Source organism: Pseudomonas lyxosi, assembly GCF_047758685.1.
GTDB classification, from domain to species: domain Bacteria; phylum Pseudomonadota; class Gammaproteobacteria; order Pseudomonadales; family Pseudomonadaceae; genus Aquipseudomonas; species Aquipseudomonas lyxosi.
In genome coordinates this window covers 6,343,407-6,365,534 of sequence record NZ_CP180481.1, presented here as the reverse complement: position 1 = coordinate 6,365,534, position 22,128 = coordinate 6,343,407, and the positions used below count along the sequence as shown (strand labels likewise).

21 protein-coding genes are annotated in these 22,128 nt (G+C 59.9%); 13 read left to right on the top strand and 8 right to left on the bottom strand.

Annotated elements, in window-relative coordinates:
- Positions 1-9 precede the first annotated feature (9 nt).
- The 8 genes from cobU to ACMXYI_RS29145 are packed head-to-tail and all read left to right on the top strand — an operon-like array spanning position 10 to position 5,333.
- On the top strand, positions 10-531 hold the full coding sequence (gene cobU / locus ACMXYI_RS29180; protein ID WP_415770502.1) for a bifunctional adenosylcobinamide kinase/adenosylcobinamide-phosphate guanylyltransferase: 522 nt from the start codon (positions 10-12) through the stop codon (positions 529-531).
- Positions 528-1,583, top strand: coding sequence for a nicotinate-nucleotide--dimethylbenzimidazole phosphoribosyltransferase (cobT, locus tag ACMXYI_RS29175; RefSeq protein WP_415770500.1), 1,056 nt, complete (start codon positions 528-530; stop codon positions 1,581-1,583). Before cobU ends, cobT begins: the two co-directional genes overlap by 4 nt.
- Positions 1,580-2,155, top strand: coding sequence for an alpha-ribazole phosphatase family protein (gene cobC / locus ACMXYI_RS29170; protein WP_415770498.1), 576 nt, complete (start codon positions 1,580-1,582; stop codon positions 2,153-2,155). The genes cobT and cobC overlap by 4 nt, the downstream gene beginning before the upstream one ends.
- A 2-nt stretch (positions 2,156-2,157) precedes the next feature.
- Positions 2,158-2,889 (top strand): adenosylcobinamide-GDP ribazoletransferase, encoded by a 732-nt coding sequence (locus ACMXYI_RS29165; protein ID WP_415770496.1) that lies wholly within the window; start codon positions 2,158-2,160, stop codon positions 2,887-2,889.
- Between the two features lie 54 nt (positions 2,890-2,943).
- On the top strand, positions 2,944-3,348 hold the full coding sequence (locus ACMXYI_RS29160; RefSeq protein WP_033055842.1) for a MarR family winged helix-turn-helix transcriptional regulator: 405 nt from the start codon (positions 2,944-2,946) through the stop codon (positions 3,346-3,348).
- 52 nt (positions 3,349-3,400) lie between these two features.
- Positions 3,401-4,609, top strand: a complete 1,209-nt coding sequence (locus tag ACMXYI_RS29155; protein ID WP_415770494.1) for an MFS transporter — start codon at positions 3,401-3,403, stop codon at positions 4,607-4,609.
- Positions 4,606-4,728, top strand: a complete 123-nt coding sequence (locus ACMXYI_RS29150) for a hypothetical protein (protein ID WP_008148682.1) — start codon at positions 4,606-4,608, stop codon at positions 4,726-4,728. Before ACMXYI_RS29155 ends, ACMXYI_RS29150 begins: the two co-directional genes overlap by 4 nt.
- Before the next feature lie 53 nt (positions 4,729-4,781).
- Positions 4,782-5,333: a glutathione peroxidase gene (locus ACMXYI_RS29145; RefSeq protein ID WP_415770492.1), complete on the top strand. Its 552-nt coding sequence runs from the start codon at positions 4,782-4,784 to the stop codon at positions 5,331-5,333.
- Between the two features lie 89 nt (positions 5,334-5,422).
- Here ACMXYI_RS29145 and ACMXYI_RS29140 read toward each other — a convergent pair whose 3' ends face one another.
- From ACMXYI_RS29140 to ACMXYI_RS29130, 3 genes are all read right to left on the bottom strand, one after another.
- Entirely contained in the window at positions 5,423-6,694 is a 1,272-nt protein-coding gene (locus ACMXYI_RS29140; protein ID WP_415770490.1) for an OmpP1/FadL family transporter, read from the bottom strand.
- A 144-nt stretch (positions 6,695-6,838) separates the two neighbouring features.
- A complete protein-coding gene (locus ACMXYI_RS29135; protein ID WP_046048004.1) occupies positions 6,839-7,321 on the bottom strand; it encodes a hypothetical protein in 483 nt (160 codons plus the stop codon).
- 277 nt (positions 7,322-7,598) lie between these two features.
- Positions 7,599-7,823, bottom strand: a complete 225-nt coding sequence (locus ACMXYI_RS29130; protein ID WP_007898912.1) for a hypothetical protein — start codon at positions 7,821-7,823, stop codon at positions 7,599-7,601.
- Between the two features lie 997 nt (positions 7,824-8,820).
- Between ACMXYI_RS29130 and ACMXYI_RS29125 the strand changes: the two genes are divergently transcribed.
- Together ACMXYI_RS29125 and rmuC are read left to right on the top strand one after the other, a co-directional pair.
- Positions 8,821-9,144 (top strand): sel1 repeat family protein, encoded by a 324-nt coding sequence (locus tag ACMXYI_RS29125; protein ID WP_415770488.1) that lies wholly within the window; start codon positions 8,821-8,823, stop codon positions 9,142-9,144.
- A gap of 175 nt (positions 9,145-9,319) precedes the next feature.
- Positions 9,320-10,684: a DNA recombination protein RmuC gene (gene rmuC, locus ACMXYI_RS29120; RefSeq protein WP_415773998.1), complete on the top strand. Its 1,365-nt coding sequence runs from the start codon at positions 9,320-9,322 to the stop codon at positions 10,682-10,684.
- A 17-nt stretch (positions 10,685-10,701) separates the two neighbouring features.
- Here the strand turns inward: rmuC and ACMXYI_RS29115 are convergent, their stop codons facing one another.
- Both ACMXYI_RS29115 and ACMXYI_RS29110 read right to left on the bottom strand, forming a co-directional pair.
- Positions 10,702-14,172: a hybrid sensor histidine kinase/response regulator gene (locus ACMXYI_RS29115; protein ID WP_415770487.1), complete on the bottom strand. Its 3,471-nt coding sequence runs from the start codon at positions 14,170-14,172 to the stop codon at positions 10,702-10,704.
- 124 nt (positions 14,173-14,296) lie between these two features.
- Entirely contained in the window at positions 14,297-14,836 is a 540-nt protein-coding gene (locus tag ACMXYI_RS29110) for a TetR/AcrR family transcriptional regulator (protein ID WP_415770486.1), read from the bottom strand.
- Between the two features lie 89 nt (positions 14,837-14,925).
- On the opposite strand from ACMXYI_RS29110, the gene ACMXYI_RS29105 reads away from it, so the two are divergent.
- From ACMXYI_RS29105 to ACMXYI_RS29095, 3 genes are all read left to right on the top strand, one after another.
- A complete protein-coding gene (locus ACMXYI_RS29105; RefSeq protein WP_415770485.1) occupies positions 14,926-16,107 on the top strand; it encodes an MFS transporter in 1,182 nt (393 codons plus the stop codon).
- Between the two features lie 105 nt (positions 16,108-16,212).
- Positions 16,213-17,364: a TDT family transporter gene (locus ACMXYI_RS29100; protein ID WP_415770483.1), complete on the top strand. Its 1,152-nt coding sequence runs from the start codon at positions 16,213-16,215 to the stop codon at positions 17,362-17,364.
- Positions 17,365-17,462: 98 nt separating this feature from the next.
- On the top strand, positions 17,463-19,337 hold the full coding sequence (locus ACMXYI_RS29095) for an MFS transporter (protein WP_415770482.1): 1,875 nt from the start codon (positions 17,463-17,465) through the stop codon (positions 19,335-19,337).
- A gap of 45 nt (positions 19,338-19,382) precedes the next feature.
- On the opposite strand, the gene ACMXYI_RS29090 is transcribed toward ACMXYI_RS29095, so the two are convergent.
- The 3 genes from ACMXYI_RS29090 to mupP all read right to left on the bottom strand — a co-directional run bounded on the left by ACMXYI_RS29090 (position 19,383) and on the right by mupP (position 22,124).
- Complete coding sequence (locus ACMXYI_RS29090; RefSeq protein WP_415770480.1) at positions 19,383-20,309, bottom strand: GGDEF domain-containing protein; 927 nt, start codon at positions 20,307-20,309, stop codon at positions 19,383-19,385.
- A gap of 372 nt (positions 20,310-20,681) precedes the next feature.
- Complete coding sequence (locus ACMXYI_RS29085) at positions 20,682-21,422, bottom strand: YciK family oxidoreductase (protein WP_033055825.1); 741 nt, start codon at positions 21,420-21,422, stop codon at positions 20,682-20,684.
- Between the two features lie 30 nt (positions 21,423-21,452).
- The gene (gene mupP / locus ACMXYI_RS29080) at positions 21,453-22,124 is read right to left on the bottom strand and encodes an N-acetylmuramic acid 6-phosphate phosphatase MupP (protein ID WP_033055824.1); all 672 of its coding nucleotides are present in this window, start codon (positions 22,122-22,124) and stop codon (positions 21,453-21,455) included.
- Positions 22,125-22,128: the final 4 nt, after the last annotated feature.

Below are 22,128 nucleotides of genomic sequence, written 5' to 3'. Positions count from 1 at the left end.
GTTATCACCATGCTGCAACTGATCCTCGGCGGCGCCCGTTCCGGCAAAAGTCGCCTGGCTGAAAAACTCGCCTCCGACAGCGGTCTGGCAGTGACCTACATCGCCACCAGCCAACCCCTCGACGGTGAAATGAACGAGCGGGTGGCCCATCACCGCGCCCGTCGTCCAGCCGAATGGGCGTTGATCGAAGAGCCGGTGGAACTCGCCCGCATCCTGCGCGAAACCGCCAGCGCCGATCAGTGCTTGCTGGTGGATTGCCTGACGTTGTGGATGACTAATCTGCTGATGCTCGACGACACCGAGCGGCTGTCGGCCGAACGTGATGCTTTGCTGGACTGCCTGGCGTCGTTGCCGGGTGAAATCATTTTTGTCAGCAACGAGACCGGAATGGGTGTCGTGCCGCTGGGCGAATTGACTCGCCGCTATGTCGATGAAGCCGGTTGGCTGCATCAAGCGTTGGCCGAGCGCTGTCAACGCGTCGTCCTGACCATCGCTGGTCTGCCCATGACTTTGAAAGGAACTGCGTTATGACTCAATCCTGGTGGCTTAACCCGTGCAAACCGATCGATGCTCAAGCGGTCGAGCAGGCGCAAGCTCGTCAACAGCAGTTGACCAAACCGGCCGGCTCCCTCGGCCGGCTTGAGTCGGTGGCCGTGCAATTGGCCGGTATGCAGGGGCAGGTCAAACCGAGTCTGGATCAGCTGTGGATCGCGATTTTTGCCGGTGACCATGGCGTGGTCGCTGAAGGGGTGTCGGCATTTCCTCAGGAAGTCACCGGGCAGATGCTGCACAACTTCGTCAGCGGTGGAGCGGCGATCAGCGTGTTGGCGCGGCAACTCGGGGCCTCGCTGGAAGTTGTCGACCTCGGCACGGTGACGCCGTCGTTGAATTTGCCGGGTGTGCGTCACTTGAACATTGGCCCGGGCACGGCGAATTTCGTCGAAGGTTCGGCCATGACCTCGGCTCAGGGCGAACTCGCTTTGCAGGCCGGCCGCGACAGCGTGCAGCGCGCCATCGCGGCGGGTGCGCAGTTGTTTATCGGTGGCGAGATGGGCATCGGCAACACCACCGCAGCCAGCGCGTTGGCGTGTGCCTTGCTCGATTGCCCGGTGGTGCATCTGGCGGGGCCGGGCACGGGTTTGAATGCGGCGGGTGTCAGCCATAAAGCTCAGGTCATCGAGTGCGCTTTGGCGTTGCACAGCGCTCAACGTGGCGACGCACTGCAAACCCTGTTCAACCTCGGCGGTTTTGAAATCGCTGCATTGGTCGGCGCGTATCTGGCGTGTGCCCAGGAAGGCGTTGCGGTGCTGGTGGACGGTTTCATCTGCAGCGTTGCGGCGTTGGTGGCGGTGCGCTTGAACCCTGAATGCCGTCAGTGGCTGTTGTTCGGTCATCGCGGCGCCGAGCCGGGTCATCGTCATGTGCTGGAAACCCTGAACGCCGAACCGCTGCTGGACCTCGGCTTGCGTCTGGGCGAGGGCAGCGGCGCGGCGTTGTCCGTGCCGTTGTTGCGTCTGGCGTGCGACCTTCACGGGCAGATGGCGACTTTCGCCGAGGCCGCCGTGGCGGACCGTCCGGCATGACCTTGCACCTGGACCTGTTGCGTCACGGTGAAACCGAACTCGGCGGCGGTTTGCGCGGTAGCCTCGACGATGCGCTGACTGAAAAGGGCTGGGCGCAGATGCGCGCGGCGGTGGTCGAGCAGGGGCCTTGGGATCGTTTGATTAGCTCGCCGTTGCAGCGGTGTGCGCGGTTCGCCGAAGAACTCGGCGCACAGCTGGGTTTGCCGGTGCAGTTGGACAAAGACCTGCAAGAGCTGCACTTCGGCGCCTGGGAAGGGCAGAGCGCCGCCGCGCTCATGGAAACCGATGCCGAGGCGTTGGGATTGTTCTGGGCCGACCCTTATTCGTTTACACCGCCTCAGGGTGAGCCGGTGGTGGATTTTTCGACGCGGGTGTTGGCAGCCGTTGAGCGCTTGCAGGCTACCTACGCCGGCGAGCGAGTGTTGCTGATCAGTCACGGCGGGGTCATGCGCTTGTTGCTGGCTCAGGCGCGGGGATTGCCTCGTGAGCAGTTGCTCAACGTCGAAGTCGGGCATGGCGCGCTGTTTTCGCTGTCGGTCGAATCCGGCGTGTCGTTAAAGGAAGCGATCTGATCATGTTGCCGTTCTGGATCGCCCTGCAATTTTTGAGCAGTCTGCCGATTCGTCTGCCGGGCATGCCGGCGCCACAGGAGTTGGGGCGGTCGCTGCTGTTTTATCCGCTGGTCGGCCTGCTGTTTGGCGTGATCTTGTGGGCGTTCAACTGGCTGTTGTTCGGCACTCCGTTATTGCTTCATGCCGCGCTGTTGCTGACGGTTTGGGTATTGCTCAGCGGCGCGTTGCACTTGGACGGCCTGGCCGACAGCGCCGATGCGTGGCTCGGCGGGTTCGGCGACCGCGAGCGCACCCTGACGATCATGAAGGACCCGCGCAGCGGGCCGATTGCGGTCGTGACGCTGGTGCTGGTGTTGCTGCTCAAATTCGCCGCGTTGCTGGCATTAATCGAGCAGCAACACGCCGTTGTCCTGATCATCATTCCGTTGATCGGGCGCAGCGCGATGCTGGGCTTGTTCCTGACCACTCCTTATGTGCGTGCCGGCGGGTTGGGGCAAGCGCTGGCTGATCATCTGCCGCGTTTGGCGGGCAAGCAGGTGTTGGCGGTGAGTGCGTTGGTGTGTGTTTTGATTGCTGGTCTCAGCGGCGTGTTGGCAGTTGTGCTGGCGGCGCTGGTGTTTGTCTGGCTGCGGCAAGTGATGCTGCGCCGATTGGGCGGCACGACGGGCGATACGGCGGGGGCGTTGCTGGAAATTCTTGAGGTCGCGGTGCTGGTGGGATTGGCGATCTGCTGAACTTCCCACATCATGTAACTTGATTTAACACAACCGCGGGTATATACACGCACCATGCTCGACTCCCAATGTTTATGCATCAACCTGCGTCGCGCCGCCCGTGGCGTCAGCAGGCATTACGACGGCGCTCTCGACGGCTTCGGGATCAACGTTGCCCAGTATTCTCTGCTGTGTAATCTGCAGCGTCTGGATAAACCGAGTATTTCCACGTTGGCCGAGGCCATGGGGCTGGATCGCAGCACCTTGGGGCGCAATCTGCGGGTGCTGGAAGGCGAAGGCCTGCTGATGCTGGTCGAGGGCGAAGACATGCGTAACCGCATCGTCATGCTCACCGAGGCCGGTGTTGAACGCCTGAAAGCGGCCCTGCCAGCCTGGGAAGCGGCGCAACAGCGATTGATTGACCGCTTGGGTGCCGAGAAACGCGAAACCTTGCTGCGACTGCTGGACGAACTGGCGTGATGCCGGTTTTTCCGATCTTAAGCGGGTATATACCCGCTACCGGAGAATAAGAATGACATCGATGTGGCGTACGTGTGGTTGGGTTTTGTTGGGGAGTGCGCTGATTCTCGCGTTGTCCTTGGGGGTAAGACACGGCTTCGGGCTGTTTCTGGCGCCGATGAGTGCCGAGTTCGGCTGGGGGCGTGAGACGTTTGCCTTCGCCATTGCCTTGCAGAACCTGATCTGGGGCCTGGCGCAGCCATTCACCGGCGCGCTGGCCGACCGCTTTGGCGCCGCGAAAGTGGTGCTGGTCGGCGGTGTCTTGTATGCATTGGGTCTGGTGTTCATGGGCCTGTCGGATTCCGCCGTGACCTTGTCCCTGAGTGCCGGCCTGTTGATCGGCATCGGTCTGTCCGGCACCTCGTTCTCGGTGATCCTTGGCGTGGTCGGCCGCGCAGTGCCGCCGGAGAAACGCAGCATGGGCATGGGCATTGCCAGTGCTGCCGGCTCTTTCGGCCAGTTCGCGATGTTGCCCGGTACGCTGGGGTTGATCGGCTGGCTCGGCTGGTCCGCGGCATTGCTGGTGTTGGGCCTGTTGGTGGCGCTGATTGTGCCGCTAGTGAGCATGCTCAAGGACAAACCGCTGCCGGTGTTCGGACATGAGCAAACACTGTCCGAGGCACTGCGCGAGGCCTGTTCCCATTCGGGATTCTGGCTGCTGGCATTCGGCTTTTTTGTTTGTGGCTTCCAGGTGGTATTCATCGGCGTGCATTTGCCGGCTTATCTGGTGGATCAGCACCTCCCGGCGAGCGTCGGTACGACAGTGCTGGCGTTGATCGGGCTGTTCAATATTTTCGGTACCTACACGGCGGGCTGGCTCGGCGGGCGGATGTCCAAGCCACGTTTGCTCACCGGCCTGTATCTGCTGCGGGCAGTGGTGATCGGGTTGTTCCTTTGGGCGCCGGTCACGACGACCACCGCGTACCTGTTTGGCATGGCGATGGGCTTCCTGTGGCTGTCGACGGTGCCCTTGACCAACGGCACCGTCGCAACCTTGTTCGGCGTGCGAAATCTGTCCATGCTCGGTGGGATTGTTTTCCTGTTTCACCAGCTCGGATCGTTCCTCGGCGGCTGGTTGGGCGGGGTGGTGTACGACCGAACCGGGAGCTATGACTTGATCTGGCAAGTGGCGATTCTCTTGAGCCTGTTGGCCGCCGCCCTGAACTGGCCGGTGCGTGAGCGGCCGGTCGCGCGTCTGCAAACACAGATGAGTGCGATATGAACAGTCTCTGGCCGCGGATCGCTGTCGTCGCTGTCTGCGCTTTGCTGCTGGCCCTGTCGTGGTGGGGCTGGCATCAGGGCGGGCTGGCGTTGATGCAACTGGGCATGGGTGCTTGCTAGCAGGATGTGAGGGCGAGTAACTTCGTTTTGACGACTTCTAAGGATGCACCGACATGCTGATGCGTTGGCTCGCAGTTCCCGCGTTACTGGTAGCGTTTAGTGGATTGGCTCAAGCGGCTGAGTGCCCGGAGCTTTTGCAAGGCTCGTTGCCGAAGCTGCGCGCCAAGGAATCCATTGACCTGTGCCAGCGCTTCGCTGGCAAACCGCTGGTGGTGGTCAATACTGCGAGCTTCTGTGGTTTCGCCCCACAGTTCAAAAGCCTTGAGGCGCTGAATCAGCGTTATAAGGATCAGGGGCTGGAGGTGATTGGCGTTCCGTCCAACGACTTCAAGCAAGAGTCCAAGGATGGCGAGGAGACTGCCAAGGTCTGCTACGTGAACTACGGTGTGACGTTCACCATGATTGAACCGCAGAAAGTCCGCGGTAATGACGCGACTCACTTGTTCAAGATCATCGCCAAGCAGAGCACCGCGCCGAAGTGGAACTTCTACAAATATGTGGTCGATCGCAAGGGCAAAGTGATCGCCAGTTTTTCCAGCCTGACCAAGCCTGACGATCCCGAGTTCATCGAAGCGGTGGAGAAGGCACTGGCCTCGCAACCTTGATCGACGTCCATTAAAAAGCCCCGCCTCTGTACAAGAGAGCGGGGCTTTTTCAATTCAGGCAGCGAGTGGTTCAAGCTCGCCGTGAATCATCAGAAGCGGTAGGTTGCGCCAACACCGAAACCGTTCGCATAGTTTTCATACTCTGCGCTGTAGTTCTGGCGGCCGTTGCTGTTGTTGACCTTGACCGACTCTTCGCGCAGGTACGAATACGCTACGTCGATGGTCAGGTCATCGGTCGGGCTCCAGCCAGCGCCCAGGCTGAAAATCTTGCGATCGCCCGTCGGGATACGTGGGGAACGGTTTACGTTGTTGGTCGGTGCCTGGTCAACCGACAGGCCGGTACGCAGCACCCACTGCTTGTTCAGCTGGTACGAAGCACCGATGGCGTGAGCCCAGGTGTCGTGCCAGTTCTGCTCTTCAGTTATGGTGCCAAAGCCGCGTGCGGCCAGGGCGGCAGGAACGCCTTCGTTCTCGACGGTGATCTCTTTCAGGCGGCTCCAGCGAGTCCAGGTGCTGCCTGCGTAGAGGGTCCACTGGTCGTCCAGCTGATGAGTGACCGAGAAGTCCACCGACTCAGGCGTGGTGATGTCCAGCGAAGCGTCGAACTTCTGGTTCGGGTTCTGGCCAAGTGCCGCGAGCACGCCGTAGTTCACCTTGGTGTCACCTTCGAGCTTGTACTTCACTTTCGAGTGATAGGTCAGGCCGAGGCGAGTGCTTTCGAGGGCTTGAACCATGATGCCGATGTTGTAGCCCAGCGCGGTGTCATCACCCTTGATCTTGACGGTGCCGTCCGCTGCGCGAGGGTTCAGCGACAGGTTCGATTCCAGGGTACCGTCGATGCGGTTGATGGTCGGACCGAAACCGATCGACACCTTGTCGTTGAAGGCGTAGCTGACGGTTGGCTGCAGAGTCACGATCTTGACTTCGCTCTTGCTGCCGAAGTATCGGCCGGCGAAGCCGTTCTCGTAGTCGGTCACCAGGCCGAATGGAGCGTAGACGCCGAAACCGACTGCCCAGTGGTCATCAATTGGCTTTACGTAGTAGCCCATGGGCACGCCCATGAAAGGGACCATGTCACCTTTATTGGTACCGCCATTCGGGCTGGAGCTCGCATCACTGATATCAGCGTGCGCGTCGATAAATGCAACACCACCGGTCACTTGTTCGCGTTTGAGGCGAGACATGCCGGCAGGGTTGCCAAAAACGGTGGATGCGTCGTCGGCAGAAGAAGATCGCCCGGCAAAACCTGTCCCCATCCCGCTGATGCTTTGTTCGTTGAGGGCAAAGCCACTTGCGAAGATCTGGGTGGATGCCACGGTAACGGCGAGGCTAAGGGTGGTTTTGAGCATTACTTTTTTCATTATTAGAACTCCTGGTGATCACCGGGGCGAAAATTACCAACATTTTCGTCCCAGCGCCATAGGCTGTAATGCTTGATTTAGAGCGGTTTTGTAGGACAATCCGACCAAAATCGCAGCAGTTGCGCGATCTTGCGGAAACGCAGATCAGCAGGCGACCAGATTCAGCGGTGAAACACAGGTTTGCCAGGCGCAGGTGAAGTCTCTCAGGCGTCCTTGAGGCTGGAAGGTCTGGCGCCAGATGCGGGCCATTCCCAGTAGATCGTCTGCTTCGGGGAGGGGGGTGTTCTGTTCTTCTACCAACAGCCAGGCGATGGCGGTGGCGTAACGCAGGTTGACGGTCAATTCGAGGTGCGGACCACTCAGGAAAGCATGTTGGCTGGCCAGGCCGCGAACCAGGCTTGCGCGTTCCGGGTCAAGTGCCAGGTAGTGGTCCCAAAGGGCTTGATGGCGGGGTTCGGCGATTCGGTACAGGCCGTGCCCACGGCGGTCATGCAGGGCCGTTCCAAGGGCTGACTGGCTGGCGGCGACGCCCAGCAGCAGGGATTCGGCAGTTGCGCTATGGCACCCGAGGTAAATCAATGTCGGGCGAATCACATAACGGCACAGTTCGCTGGCAGCGATACCCATAAAGCCCTCGAAACGTGAAATGGTCGGCGATACCTGAAGATAGCGTTGGCAGCGGGTGAATCGACTCAGGCTCGCCGGAAGCGGCTGAAGCCGCTTGAGTTGAAGTGTAGTGTCATATTCGCGCCGTAAAGGCCTGTTTTTAAAATATTTCCGGCTGCGAGTTATAACCGTTATATCGCTTAGTGCTTAGGCGGTGGCAGCGAAAAGAGAAATATCGGGCAATAAAAAGCCCCGCTTTTTAAGCGAGGCTTTTGAGGTTTTCAGTCTTTCTGGCGTATCAGGCAACCAGTGCCTGACGGGTACGCTCGATCACGGCCTGCAGCGGCTCGGCGCTGGAGTATTGATCGGGGTACAGGCGTTCGCTGTGACGAGCGATGCCGTGTTCGTTGACCAGAGTGAAGCTGAAGCAGCCTTTGCGAGCAGCCATGATCAGGCAGTTCATTGGTGCAAAAGCGTTGGTTAGGGTGCGGATGGCATCCTGGGTGTGGATTTGAGTAGACATAGTCATTGGGTGTTCCTACAAGCGACACGGATAAGAACCGTGCAAAATTAAAACGTTCCAGTGACGACGACCACCATTGGTCGAACGAAGAACCCGACTGGAACAAAGCAGCCAGTTTGAAGCGCTATAAATTGGCGCGCTTGGGCTGGCAGGTAGGTACTTAGGAGGGCAGGCAACACATCAAGGGCAAAGGTTCTGGGCCCGGGGTGAAGATCCTGATCAATTTGCAGGTTGGTTCGGTCAGAGTAAGTGAGCTTCGCAACACCCTTTGCTTTCGATTCAAAGGCTGTGTTGACGCAAGGTTTACCTGGAAACCATCGAGGTGGTCGATCCCGCTTTGTCGGTGGAGGCTTCCTTTGGGAAGGCTGACCGGGAGGATTTGTTCGACCAGAATTGACTTTCAGCTTGGTACTAACGCCGCGGATATTAACGGATTGAATTGCTGAAGGGAAGTGTGTTAGCAAAAAAGTTCTCTGGATGCCCCTCATTCAACGTCCGGATTGGCACTCGGAAAAGCCATGACCCGCAGGCTTGCCCTGTAATAGCACAAATTCCGACCATTGGTAGTCACGGCTCATCGGGCCAGGACCAGCCTGGATCATGGGTTTGCCAAGGTTTATCCCCAGGTGCAGGCAAAAAATGCGCCGAAAAAGCGCATCGATATAACTGCCTCGAAGGTACTTGTGCACATAAGTCACGGAGGGTGTCACGCCGCTGTCATCTTCCCTTCAAACGCAGTGGGTGCCTGTAACCAAAATTTAAGTCAATGAAAAACATCGCTTTTTTTTACTGGTGAAAAAATCGTCAGTTTGACTGCGAGCCCCATTCCATACGGCTTTGCGAGAGTTCAAGGGCGGTTGTCCACTGAGTTATCCACAGCTTCTGTGGATTGTCCCGAGCGCTTGCTCTAGGACGGGCGTGCCGGGTTTTTTTAGGCTTTACCTGTAAGAAAAAAAGAGTAGAGTGGCGCGCCTTCCGATCTGCCCCACAGTGCTTTATGAAGTTTCGCTCAGTATCAGTCTCTGCAACCTCCACACCTCCCAGCATTACCCCGCCCAAGCGCTTTTCGATGCGTGTGGCCGAGTGGCTGCTGGACAGCCCGCGTCTGGGCGAAAACCACAACGTCAAACACTTCGCCGGACGTTTGCTCAAGCAGCCGGCCCGTGAAGGGGTCGTGGCCGCGCAAAGCCGTCTCGGTCAGCTGATGTGCCGTGAATGCGGGAATGCCCGGGATCGCCGTATCGGCCAGGACCTTTTGCGTTCGGCCGCACGGGCAGGGGATCGGCGCGCCCAGCAGGAACTGGGTCTGATCGAAGACTGAGCTGTCCAAGACCTGACGCCTTGGTTAACCTTCAAGCTTTATTTCATTGGCAGGAGTGGCTATGGCTATGGACTTGACCAGCGCATTGCTCGGTCTGGCGGGCGCTGCGCTGCCGTTACTGGTACTGGCCTGGCAACTTCAACGCCGAGCGAGCGCCACGCAGTCAGAGGTTGCGCTGCTGGAGGAGCGTCTGGCCACGGCCCATCTGGCTCAGGATGGATTGAACGCGCAACTCGAAGCCTGTCGCGATGAAATTGGTGATCTGGGCCAGGCCAACGCCGCCAAACAAGCAGACCTGGCCGCCGTGCGCCGTGAAGTCGAATTGCTGCAGATCGAACGCGACGATGCCCGCGACGCCGCCCACGCCTGGAATCTGGAACGCGCCGGCAAAGAGGCTGAGTTGCGCCGTCTGGACGCCCAGGCCGCTTCGCTCAACGCCGAGCTGCGTGAGCAGCAGGAAAGCCATCAGCAGCGCCTCAACGACCTTCAAGGCTCGCGAGATGAGTTACGCGCCCAGTTCGCCGAGCTGGCGGGCAAAATCTTCGACGAGCGCGAGCAGCGCTTTGCCGAAACCAGTCAACAGCGCCTTGGTCAGTTGCTCGATCCGTTGAAAGAACGCATCCAGTCCTTTGAAAAACGTGTCGAAGAAAGCTATCAGGCTGAAGCCCGCGAACGTTTTTCCCTGGCCAAGGAACTGGAGCGGCTGCAACAGTTGAACCTGCGCCTGAGCGACGAAGCCACCAACCTGACCCGCGCCTTGAAAGGCCAGAAAACCCAAGGCAACTGGGGTGAGCTGATTCTTGAGCGAGTGCTTGAACACGCGGGCCTGGAAAAGGGGCGCGAGTACCAGACCCAAGTCAACCTCAAGGGCCCGGATGGTGAGCGTTTCCAGCCGGACGTGATCATTTATCTGCCGGGCGACAAACAGGTGGTGGTCGACTCCAAGGTCAGCCTCACGGCCTATCAGCAATACGTCGCGGCCGAAGACGATGCCATCGGCCAGATCGCCATCAAGCAGCACGTGCTGTCCCTGCGCAATCACGTCAAAGGGTTGTCCGGCAAGGATTACAAGCGTCTCGATGGCTTGCACAGCCTGGATTTCGTCCTGCTCTTCGTACCGATCGAAGCGGCGTTTTCCGCCGCATTGCAGGCTGAGCCGACGCTGTTCCAAGAGGCCTTCGACCGCAACATCGTGATCGTCAGCCCGACCACGTTGCTGGCGACCCTGCGTGTCATCGACAGCCTGTGGAAGCAGGAGCGCCAGAGCCAGAACGCCCGGGAAATCGCCGAGCGGGCCGGGTGGCTGTACGACAAGTTCGTGTTGTTCATCCAGGATCTGGATGAAGTCGGCAATCGCTTACAACAATTGGACAAAGCCTACAGCTCTGCGCGCAACAAGCTGACGGAAGGCCGCGGCAATCTGGTCAGCCGTAGCGAGCAGCTCAAGTTGCTTGGCGCGCGAGCGAGCAAGAGCCTGCCGGCAGACTTGCTGGAGCGGGCGATGACGGATGTGGATGGGTTGGCTGAGTTACCCGAGTAAATGATGAGCCTGCAGGGTTACAACGGCAAATGCCGACTCAGCAACGCCCGCAACGCCGCCGGTTTCACCGGTTTTGCCAGGTAATCCAGCCCCGCCGCATGCACTTGGGCCACCGTCTCCGGTCGCCCATCGGCGCTGATCACTACCCCTGGCACTGGCTCACCCAATCGGGTTCGCAGCCATGCCATCAGTTCGGTTCCGGTCTCGCCATCGTCCAGGTGGTAATCCACCAAGGCCAATTGAGGTCGCATTCCGTCGCTGAGCAGCGCCGCGCATTCATCGCGGTTGCGCGCGGTCCAGACCTGACAACCCCAGCGCGTGAGCAAGCTGTTCATGCCAATCAGAATGCTGTCTTCGTTGTCGATGCACAGCACCTGCGTGCCGCTCAGCAATTTGCCATTGAGTTCGGCGGTCTTGGGCGGCAGGGCGGCTTGAGCTCGGGCCAACGGCACACTGACGCTGAACACGCTGCCGCGCCCCGGCCAGGAGCGTACGCGCAAGGTATGACCCAGCACGCGACACAATCCGTCGGAGATCGCCAGGCCCAGCCCCAGGCCTTTCTCAGCGCGCGTCTGGTGGCTGTCGAGGCGTTTGAATTCTTCGAAAATGACCTGCTGTTTATCCAGCGGAATGCCCGGACCACGGTCCCAGACTTCCAGGCTCAACTCGCCCTTGCGTCGGCGAACCCCCAGCAGCACCGGCCCTTTGGCGTAGCGGAAGGCATTGGTCAGGAAGTTCTGCAGGATTCGTCGCAATAGTTTGATGTCGCTGTCGACGCGCAACGTACTGCCCCTGACGCGGAATTTCAGCCCCTGGTCGTGGGCCAGCGCCTTGAACTCGGCACCGAGGACATCGAACATATCATTGAGCACGAACGGTTTGGGATCGGGGTTGATCTTGCCGTTTTCCAGGCGGGAAATGTCCAGCAGGTCGCTGATCAAGTCCTCGGCCGAGCGCAGTGACGTGTCCAGATGATGGACCAGTTTCTGCGCCTCACCGGAGAGGCCGTCGTCTTGGTGGGAAAGGGCGGCCGAGAACAGTCGCGCCGCGTTCAACGGTTGCATCAAGTCGTGGCTGACCGCCGCCAGGAAACGGGTTTTCGACTGGTTGGCCGACTCCGCGGTGCCCTTGGCTTCGGTCAGGGCTACGTTGAGTTGCGACAGCTCGTGGGTCCGCTCGGTGACCCGACGCTCCAGGCCCTCGTTGGCTTCGGTCAGCGCTTGCTCAGCCTCGCGGAACGCGGTGATGTCGGTGAAACTCATGACGAAACCACCGCCCGGCATCGGGTTGCCGATCAGCTCGATCACACGGCCATTGGGGAAAAGTCTTTCAGAAGTATGGGCGCGACCCTGACGCATCCAGTGCAAGCGCCGGGCGACGTGCACTTCGGCTTCGCCGGGACCGCACAGGCCGCGCTCGGCGTTGTAGCGAATGATGTCGGCAATCGGGCGGCCAAGCCTGATCAGTCCATCCGGGTAGTTGAACAACTCCAGATAGCGCCGGTTCCAGGCCACCAGTTTCAGCGACTGGTCGACCACACTGATGCCCTGGGTGATGTTTTCGATCGCGCCTTGTAGCAGCGCGCGGTTGAACTGCAGCACTTCCGAGGCTTCGTCGGCGATTCGGACGACGTCCTCGAGTTGCATTTCCCTGCCTTCGATGGCGGCTTTTACCACCGCCCGGGTCGAAGAAGCACCGAGCACACCGGCCAGTAAACGCTCGGTATGGGCGATCCATTCACCGTCGGCGTTCTGGTTCGGGTTGAAGCCTTTGCCTTGGCGGTAGGCGAAGCGGATAAAACTCTGACGGGCGCGTTCTTCGCCGACGAAGCGTGCGGCCAGCTGCAACAAATCGTCGATCTGCACCGACAGCATCGAGCGGGCGCTGGGGCGGGCACTGATTTCCTGACCGATGAAGCGACCCGCCTGCCAATGTTCCGAAACCCTCGTACGTGACAGCACCGAGACCCAGGCGAACAGCGTGAAGTTGGCCGCAAGCGACAACACCACGCCTTGGGTCAACGGGGTCAGCGGCAGGCTCAGCGGGTTGCTGTGCAACAAGGCCAGCCCCGGGAAACTGTTCAAGGACAAACCGAGGCTGTGGGCGGCTATCGGCAAAATCAGGGTGTAGAACCACAGGAATGTGCCGGCGGCGAGACCGGCGAACACACCGCGACGATTGGCCTGTTTCCAATACAGCGCGCCGAGCATGGCCGGGGCCAGTTGGGTCACGGCGGCGAAGGCGATCTGGCCGATAGTCGCAAGGCTCGCCGTTGAGCCGAGCAGGCGATAACTGACGTAGGCCAGCAGCAGAATCACCACAATGCTCACTCGGCGCACCGAGAGCATCCACTGGCGGAACACTTCGAACGGCCGCTCGGCGTTGTTGCGCCGCAGCAACCATGGCAACAGCATGTCGTTGGAGACCATGGTCGACAACGCCACGCTGGCAACAATCACCATGCCGGTCGCCGCCGAGGCGCCACCGATAAACGCCAGCATCGCCAGGGCAGGATGGGATTGGGCCAGCGGCAGGCTGATGACAAAAGAGTCCGGCAGTACCGAACTTGGGAGCAGCATTTGACCGGCGAGGGCGATAGGAACGACGAACAACGCCGCCAGCGCCAGATAAGCTGGAAACACCCATTTGGCCAGGCGCAGATCCTGAGGATCGATGTTCTCCACCACGGTCACGTGGAACTGCCGGGGCAGGCAGATGATTGCCATCATTGCCACGCCGGTCTGCACCACCATCGACGGCCAGTTGATGGTTTCCTTCCAGTATTCTTCCAGGCGCGGGGCGAGCATGGCCTGGTCGAGCAGGTCGTCGAAACCGTCGTACAGGCCGTAGGTCACGAACGCGCCGACCGCGAGAAAAGCGAACAGCTTGACCAGTGATTCGAACGCAATCGCCAGCACCATGCCGCGGTGGTGTTCCGTGGCGTCGAGGTTGCGGGTACCGAAAACGATGGTGAACAGCGCCAATACCAGCGACACGATCAGCGCCGTGTCCTGGGCGCGAGTGCCCATGGCGTCGGCACCGGCGCCGATCAACAGGTTCACCCCGAGCACGATGCCCTTGAGTTGCAGCGCGATGTAGGGCAACACGCCAACCAGGCAGATCAGCGCCACCACCACGGCCAGCGACTGGGATTTGCCATAGCGCGCAGCGATGAAGTCGGCGATGGAGGTGATGTTCTCCTGCTTGCTGATCATCACCATTTTTTGCAGGACCCACGGCGCGCACACCAGCAGCAGGATCGGCCCGAGGTAGATCGGCAGGAAAGACCAGAGCTGTTCGGCGGCCTGGCCCACGGCGCCAAAGAAGGTCCAGCTGGTGCAATAGACGGCCAGCGACAGGCTGTACACCCAGGCGCGCACTCGCGGCGGCAACGGCGTGCTGCGACGGTCGCCGTAGAAGGCGATGGCGAACATGATGGCCATATAGGCCAGGGCGACGGCGGCGATCAGCCCGCTGGACAGCGACATGGGAACTCCAGACAAAAGACACCCGGGATTCGCGCCCGGACAGACAGTCTCGCACGATGGCAGGGGTTAGTCAGTGTCGACCAAGGTCGCGGCGCGGCGGGGTGTCGCAGGGTGAATTTTGCCGTTACTGACTCAACGCAATCTCGATCAACCGATGTAATTCCTCAACCTCCAGCGGCGTCGCTGAAAACAGGATCCTGAACACCGTCGGCGCCGCCACCATGTTGATCAGCCGATCAACGTTCGGCTTCGGTTGATCGGGGTAACGATCCAGAATCGTCTGCAGCTGCCCACCAATGATCGTCGCGCAAAGGGCCGGCGTGGTGCTGCATTGCACGTCGCGCAAGATGTTGCGGCCGGGCTCGGAACTCATCTCGTCCAGATACTGCTCGGCCCAGGCGCGCACGTCACCGCGCAGGCTGCCGGTATTGGCCGGCTCGCCCTCGGGGCGCATGCGGGCGAGGGCGACGTCCGCCAACAACACCGACAGATCGCCCCAGCGCCGGTAGATGGTCGACGGCGTGACGCCGGCACGCGCAGCGATTTGCGGGACGGTCACGGTGGCGCGGTCCTGCTCTTCGAGAAGATCGCGGACTGCCGAATGAACCGACTCTTGCACCCGGGCACTGCGGCCGCCCGGGCGTAAACCTTCTTTAATAGCCATGCATCGGACCTTAACACAAAGAATTTGCTTTAAGCGTCAGCCAGTCGCACACTCCGCAAAAGCAAAAAGTTAGCTTTTATGGAGTGCTCATGTCCAGTTCAACGTCTAATCGTTCAAGCCTGTGGTTCCTGGCGATCACCTTACTCAGTTTTCTTGCCGCTTCCACCGCGCCGACGCCGTTGTATCACTTGTACCAGGAGCACCTGCAATTCTCGGCAGCGACCCTGACCCTGATTTTCGGCGTGTACGCCATCAGCTTGCTGGCGGCATTGCTCACGGTCGGTTCGCTCTCGGATTACCTGGGGCGCAAACCGGTGATTTTTACCGCTGTGATGTTGAACATGCTGGCGATGCTGCTGTTTATCAATGCAGACAGTGTCGCCTGGTTGATCAGCGCACGAGTGCTTCAGGGTTTTGCTACGGGGATGGCCACTGCCGTATTGAGTGCGGCGCTGCTGGACACCGATCGCCAGCAAGGGTCGCTGGTCAACAGTGTCGCGCCGTTGCTGGGCATGGCGTCGGGCGCCATGGGCTGCGGATTGCTGGCTGAGTTCGCACCACTGCCGTTGCAATTGACCTATTGGGTGTTGCTAGCGCTGTTTGTGATGCAGGCGCTGTACGTCTGGCGTTTGCCGGAAAGCGTCAGTCCCCAACCGGGAGCCTGGGCCTCGCTGCGTCCGACCCTGCATGTGCCGATCCAGGCGCGACGCGCGTTGTGGCTGGTGCTGCCGATCAATATCGCGGTGTGGGCGCTCGGTGGTTTTTACGCCTCGTTGGCACCGTCTCTGGTACGCACTGCCACCGGATCGACCTCAAATCTGATTGGCGGTGCGACGGTGGCCGTGTTGACGGTGACCGGCGCGTTGATGATCTATACCTTGCGCAATCGGCCGGCCGACAAGGTGTTGCGCTTGGGCGGCAGTCTGCTGCCCGCCGGCGTGGCGCTGGTTCTGATGGCGGTGCACGGCGCCAGCCTTACGCTGTTTTTCATAGGGACGCTGGTGGCCGGATGCGGTTTCGGCGCCGGTTTCCTCGGTGCATTGCGCAGCGTCGTGCCGCTGGCCTCGCCCCACGAAAGGGCTGGGCTGATGTCGGCTTTCTATGTGCTCAGTTATCTGGCGTTCTGCTTGCCGTCGTTGCTGGCCGGGAACTTGACCCGGACCTTCGGGCTGGTGGCTACCACCGATGGTTACGGCGCGGTGCTGATTATTCTCTCGGTCGGCGCTCTGTTTGCGTTGATGCGTCAGCGGTCCGTGAAAGTCTGCGCCTGATGGAATATCTGTAAAACAGATAACAGTTAGAGATATTACCCGTTATATCGATATTCGATTCGGATCTACCATGAGCTCCACCTCAACAGAGGACAGGAGTTCACCATGACATGCCCCAACGCCGCCCCAGTCAGTTTCAAACCCTTCAGTCATTTGCAGCATCCGCGTGAGGTCATCCGCCAGTTCACGCCGAACTGGTTCGCCGCCACCATGGGCACCGGTGTGCTGGCGTTGGCGCTGGCGCAGCTGCCTGGCGCAAATGCCGGTTTACACGCGATTGCCGAAGCCCTTTGGTTGTTCAACATCGTGCTGTTCGTTTTATTCACGGTTATGTATGCGGCGCGTTGGGCGCTGTTTTTCGATGAGGCGCGACGGATTTTCGGTCACTCCACGGTTTCGATGTTTTTTGGCACCATCCCCATGGGCCTGGCGACCATCATTAATGGTTTCCTGGTGTTCGGCCTGCCGCGTTGGGGTGGGGGTGTGATTGATGTCGCCGAGGTGCTGTGGTGGCTGGATGTGGCGATGTCTGTGGCGTGCGGCGTGCTGATTCCCTACCTGATGTTCACCCGTCAGGAGCACAGCATCGACCAGATGACCGCCGTCTGGCTGTTGCCGGTGGTGGCGGCAGAAGTGGCAGCCGCCAGCGGTGGTCTGCTGGCGCCGCACCTGGCCGATGCCCATTCGCAACTGGTGGTGCTGGTGACCAGCTACGTGCTCTGGGCCTTTTCCCTACCAGTTGCGTTCAGCATTCTGACCATTCTGTTGCTGCGCATGGCGCTGCATAAGTTGCCCCATGAAAACATGGCCGCTTCCAGTTGGCTGGCGCTCGGCCCGATCGGCACCGGGGCGCTGGGCATGTTGCTGCTGGGCGCGGACGCACCGGCGATCTTCGCTGCCAACGGTCTGCCAGGCATTGGTGAAATCGCCGCAGGGCTGGGGTTGGTGGCCGGGATTACCCTGTGGGGTTTTGGTCTGTGGTGGATGCTGATCGCGGTGCTCATCACCCTGCGTTACCTGCGCGTCGGCATCCCTTTCAACCTCGGCTGGTGGGGTTTCACCTTCCCGTTGGGCGTCTATTCCCTGGCGACGTTAAAACTGGCCAGCACCTTGAACCTGACGTTTTTCAGTGCCTTCGGCGGTGTGCTGGTGGTGTTGCTGGCGGTGATGTGGCTGATCGTCGCCAAACGGACAGTGCAGGGCGCCTGGCGGGGTGAGTTATTTGTCTCGCCGTGCATTGCAGGATTAAACAAATAACCTGCAAGTTTTAGGTAATGTGTGGCCTGGATCGCCGTTGGATATTCCAATAACTGCATCCACGCCACTCTCTACCCAACATCAGGGACACATGGAAGATGAGTCACCCCTCACAGTTCACCTTGCTTCGCACCCGGCGCTTCCTGCCGTTCTTCGTCACGCAGTCGCTCGGGGCGTTCAACGACAACATCTTCAAGCAGTCGCTGATCCTCGCCATTCTCTACAAGTTGACTATCGACGGTGATCGCTCGATCTGGGTCAACCTGTGTGCGCTGCTGTTTATCCTGCCGTTCTTCCTGTTCTCGGCGCTGGCCGGGCAGTTCGGTGAAAAGTTCGCCAAGGACGCGCTGATTCGTCTGATCAAGCTCGGGGAAATCGCCATCATGGCGGTAGGCGCGGTCGGATTCATGTTCGATCACCTGTCGCTGATGCTGGTGGCGCTGTTTGCCATGGGCACTCACTCGGCGCTGTTCGGGCCGGTGAAATACTCGATCCTGCCCCAGGCGTTGCGTGACGAAGAGCTGGTGGGTGGCAACGGCCTCGTGGAGATGGGCACCTTCCTGGCGATCCTCGCCGGGACCATCGGTGCCGGAATCATGATGTCCTCCAGTCATTACGCGCCGATCGTCTCCACGGCGATCATCGGTGTTGCGGTGCTCGGCTATCTGGCCAGTCGCAGCATTCCACGGGCCGCGGCCGCCTCACCGGAAATGCGTCTGAACTGGAACATTTTCAGCCAGTCCTGGGCCACGTTGAAGCTGGGCTTGGGGCAGACGCCAGCGGTGTCGCGCTCGATTGTCGGCAACTCGTGGTTCTGGTTTGTCGGGGCGATTTATCTGACGCAGATCCCGGCTTATGCCAAGGAGTGGATGCACGGCGACGAAACCGTGGTGACGCTGATTCTTACGGTGTTCTCGGTCGGTATCGCGCTGGGTTCGATGCTTTGCGAGAAACTGTCCGGCCGCAAAGTCGAGATCGGTCTGGTGCCGTTCGGCTCGTTTGGTCTGACGGTGTTTGGTTTGCTGCTGTGGTGGCATTCCGGCGGAATTCCGGACAGCGTTACAGGCCATGGCTGGATTGAAGTCTTGGGTTTTGGCCACGCCTGGCTGGTGTTGATCGACATTCTGGGGCTTGGGGTGTTCGGCGGTTTCTACATCGTGCCGCTGTACGCGCTGATTCAGTCTCGTACCCCCGAGAACGAGCGGGCGCGGGTGATTGCCGCCAACAATATTCTCAACGCGCTGTTCATGGTGGTCTCGGCGATTGTTTCGATCGTCTTGCTGAGCATGGTCAAACTGTCGATCCCGCAGCTGTTCCTGGTGGTGTCGCTGCTGAACATCGGCGTCAACGCCTACATCTTCAGCATCGTCCCCGAGTTCAGCATGCGCTTCATGATCTGGCTGCTCAGCCATTCCATGTACCGCGTGGAGCATCGCAATCTGCAGCTGATTCCCGATGAAGGCGCAGCGTTGCTGGTGTGCAATCACGTGTCCTTCGTCGATGCCTTGCTGATTGGCGGCGCGGTGCGTCGGCCGATTCGCTTTGTGATGTATTACAAGATCTACAACCTGCCGGTGCTGAACTTCATCTTCCGCACGGCCGGGACCATTCCGATCGCGGGGCGTCAGGAAGACATTCAGATCTACGAAAAAGCCTTCACGCGCATTGCTCAGTATCTGAAGGACGGCGAGTTGGTGTGCATCTTCCCTGAGGGCAAATTGACCGCCGATGGCGAGATCAACGAGTTCAAGGGCGGGCTGACGCGGATTCTCGAAGAGACGCCGGTGCCGGTGATTCCGTTGGCATTGCAGGGGTTGTGGGGGAGTTTCTTCAGTCGCGATCCACAGAAGGGCGTGTTTCGCCGGTTGTGGTCACGGGTGACGCTGGTGGCAGGGCCTGCGGTGTCGGTTGAAGTGGCAGAGCCAGCCCGGTTGCAAGGGATGGTGGGGGAATTGCGCGGCGCTGTGCGCTAATTCCTTCGTTGCGGGCCGCTAACCAAGCGTGCCCGCTCTGGGCATTCAGCCCGCCATCGCCAACCGGTTACGTCCCTCGCGCTTGGCCACATACAACGCACTGTCGGCTCGTCGCAACAGGCTGTCGGCAGACTCGCCGGGCAATATCGTCGAGCAGCCAAGGCTGACCGTCAGCTCAATCGCATGGCCGTCGGCCGAATATTCCTCTGCCTGCACTGCAAATCGTAGCCGTTCGCCAACCATGGCCGCCGCCTCACGACTCGTGTTGGAAAGCAGGATCAGGAACTCTTCGCCACCAAAGCGGAAGACCATGTCCACATTCCGCAACTGGTTTTTGATCGAGGCTGCAACGGCCTTGAGCACGTCATCGCCGGCGCTGTGTCCGTGGTTGTCGTTGATGCGTTTGAAGTGATCGATGTCCAGCATCAGCAGCGACAAGGGTTGCAGATGCCGACGCGACATCTCGATTTCCCGTTGCAGGGTCTGATCCATGGCGATGCGGTTGCCGGTGTCCGTGAGCGGATCGCGCAAGGCACTTTGGGTCGCGGCGCGGTAGAGCAGGGCATTGCGCATCGGATACATCAATGCGGACAGCAGCGACTCGAGGTTGCCTTGTTCCTGCTCACTGAAGCGCTGATTGCGGCGGAATACCAGTTCACCCAGATGCTCGCCTTCATGGCTGAGGCTGTAGCTGATCGAGTGATGGCCGCGCAGGCCGAACTCCAGGCGCAAATCGCTGACCTCGTGCTGGTAGCTCAAGGCGTCGAGCGGTACAAGTCGCTGAATCTCACGGAAAAAGAGCCCAAGAATGCGTTGCGGCTCGAGACTGGTTTGTAGCTGCAAGCTCAGCTTCTGGCGCAGTTGCGCAAGGTTGACAGGCCTCTCCCGAAGGGGAACCTGCTGACCAAAGCCCAGGCGTTGCAATTTGGCAACATCGAAGTCAATTGCGTTGGTCTGGGAAGGTGATTTCATATGGCATGCGCCCCTAAGCAGTAAGGCTGTCTTACAGGCTGGGTGAGAGCGGCTTTGGGCTGCGCGTCATACTGGTCCATCAGTCCCGTAGGACATTTGGCGCAAGTTTAGTCCGCTTTGCCGAAGATGAGTAACTCATCGGCTCAGGCGTCCGCCCGTTTGCTTTCACACTGCGTGTCTGAGCAAATTTAGAGCGAAAGTCGTGCCATTCAGTTCAGTCGATTAAAAAACGTTGTAAATCAATATCTTGATGGTTATTTTAAATTTCTTTCCGGAAGCAGTGACAGTTGTTTGACTTGCCACTGTGCGGTTACGACGCCCTTTGAGTGCCGCGACGGGAACTCGTCGCGGCACAAAAGCGACGCACGGGCGTTACTGAGCGTTGAACGCCTGGCCATTGATGCCGGTGCTGTCCGGGCCCATCAGGTAGAGGTAGACCGGCATGATCTCCTCGGGTGTCGGGTTGTTCAGCGGGTTTTCACCCGGGTAAGCCTGGGCGCGCATGCTGGTGCGGGTGGCACCCGGGTTGATGCTGTTGGAGCGCACCGGTGCCACGGTGTCGACTTCGTCGGCGAGGGTTTGCATCAAGCCTTCGGTGGCGAACTTGGACACGCCATAAGCGCCCCAATACGCACGACCCTTGCGGCCGACGCTGCTGGAGGTGAACACCACCGAGGCGTCCTGGGACAGCTTGAGCAGCGGCAACAGGGTGCTGGTGAGCATGAACATGGCGTTGACGTTGACGTGCATGACACGCATGAAGTTTTCGCCGGACAGCTGCTCGATCGGCGTACGCGGGCCAATGATCGACGCGTTGTGCAGCAAACCGTCGAGATGGCCGAATTCGGTTTCGATCATCGCTGCCAGCTCATCGTATTGATGGGGCAGGGCGGTTTCCAGGTTGAACGGGATCACGGCCGGTTGTGGGTGGCCGGCGGCTTCGATTTCGTCGTAGACCTGAGTCAGGTTGGCTTCTGTCTTGCCCAGCAACAGCACGGTGGCGCCGTGTGCAGCGAAGGTTTTTGCGGCGGCAGCACCGATGCCACGGCCAGCGCCGGTGACCAGGATGACTCGGTCCTTGAGCAATTCTGGGCGGGCGGAATAATCAAACATAAAAACCCCTCAACAAATCAGAAAACAGGCTCAGCAACCACACAGGGCGCTATCGAGCACCTTGCGCAACTCCAGCGGATGATCGACCACCACATCCGCGCCCCAATGCCGCGGGTTATCGTCCGGATGAATGTAGCCATAAGTCACGGCGGCCGTCTTGGTGCCGGCATCGCGACCGGATTCGATATCGCGCAAGTCATCACCCACAAACAACACGCTGGCCGGGTCCAGGTCGAGCATCTTGCACGCCAGGATCAACGGCTCGGGGTCCGGTTTGCTGTTCTTCACATGGTCCGGGCAGATCAGCAGCGCCGAGCGCTCGGCCAGGCCAAGCTGCTGCATGATCGGCTCGGCGAACCGCAGCGGCTTGTTGGTGACCACGCCCCAGATCAGGTTGGCCTTTTCGATGTCGGCCAATAGTTCGCCCATGCCGTCGAAGAGTTTGCTGTGAACCGCGCAACCGGCGAGGTAACGCTCCAGAAACTCCAGGCGTAACTCCTCGAAACCCGGTGATTCCGGGTCCATGGAGAAGGTCACGGCGACCATCGCCTTGGCGCCGCCGGAGATCTCGTCGCGAATGTGTTTGTCGTTCATCGGCGGCAAGCCGCGATCGGCACGCATCGCCTGACAAATCGCAATGAAGTCCGGCGCGGTGTCGAGCAGAGTGCCGTCCATGTCGAAAAGAACTGCTCTGATACGCATCGGC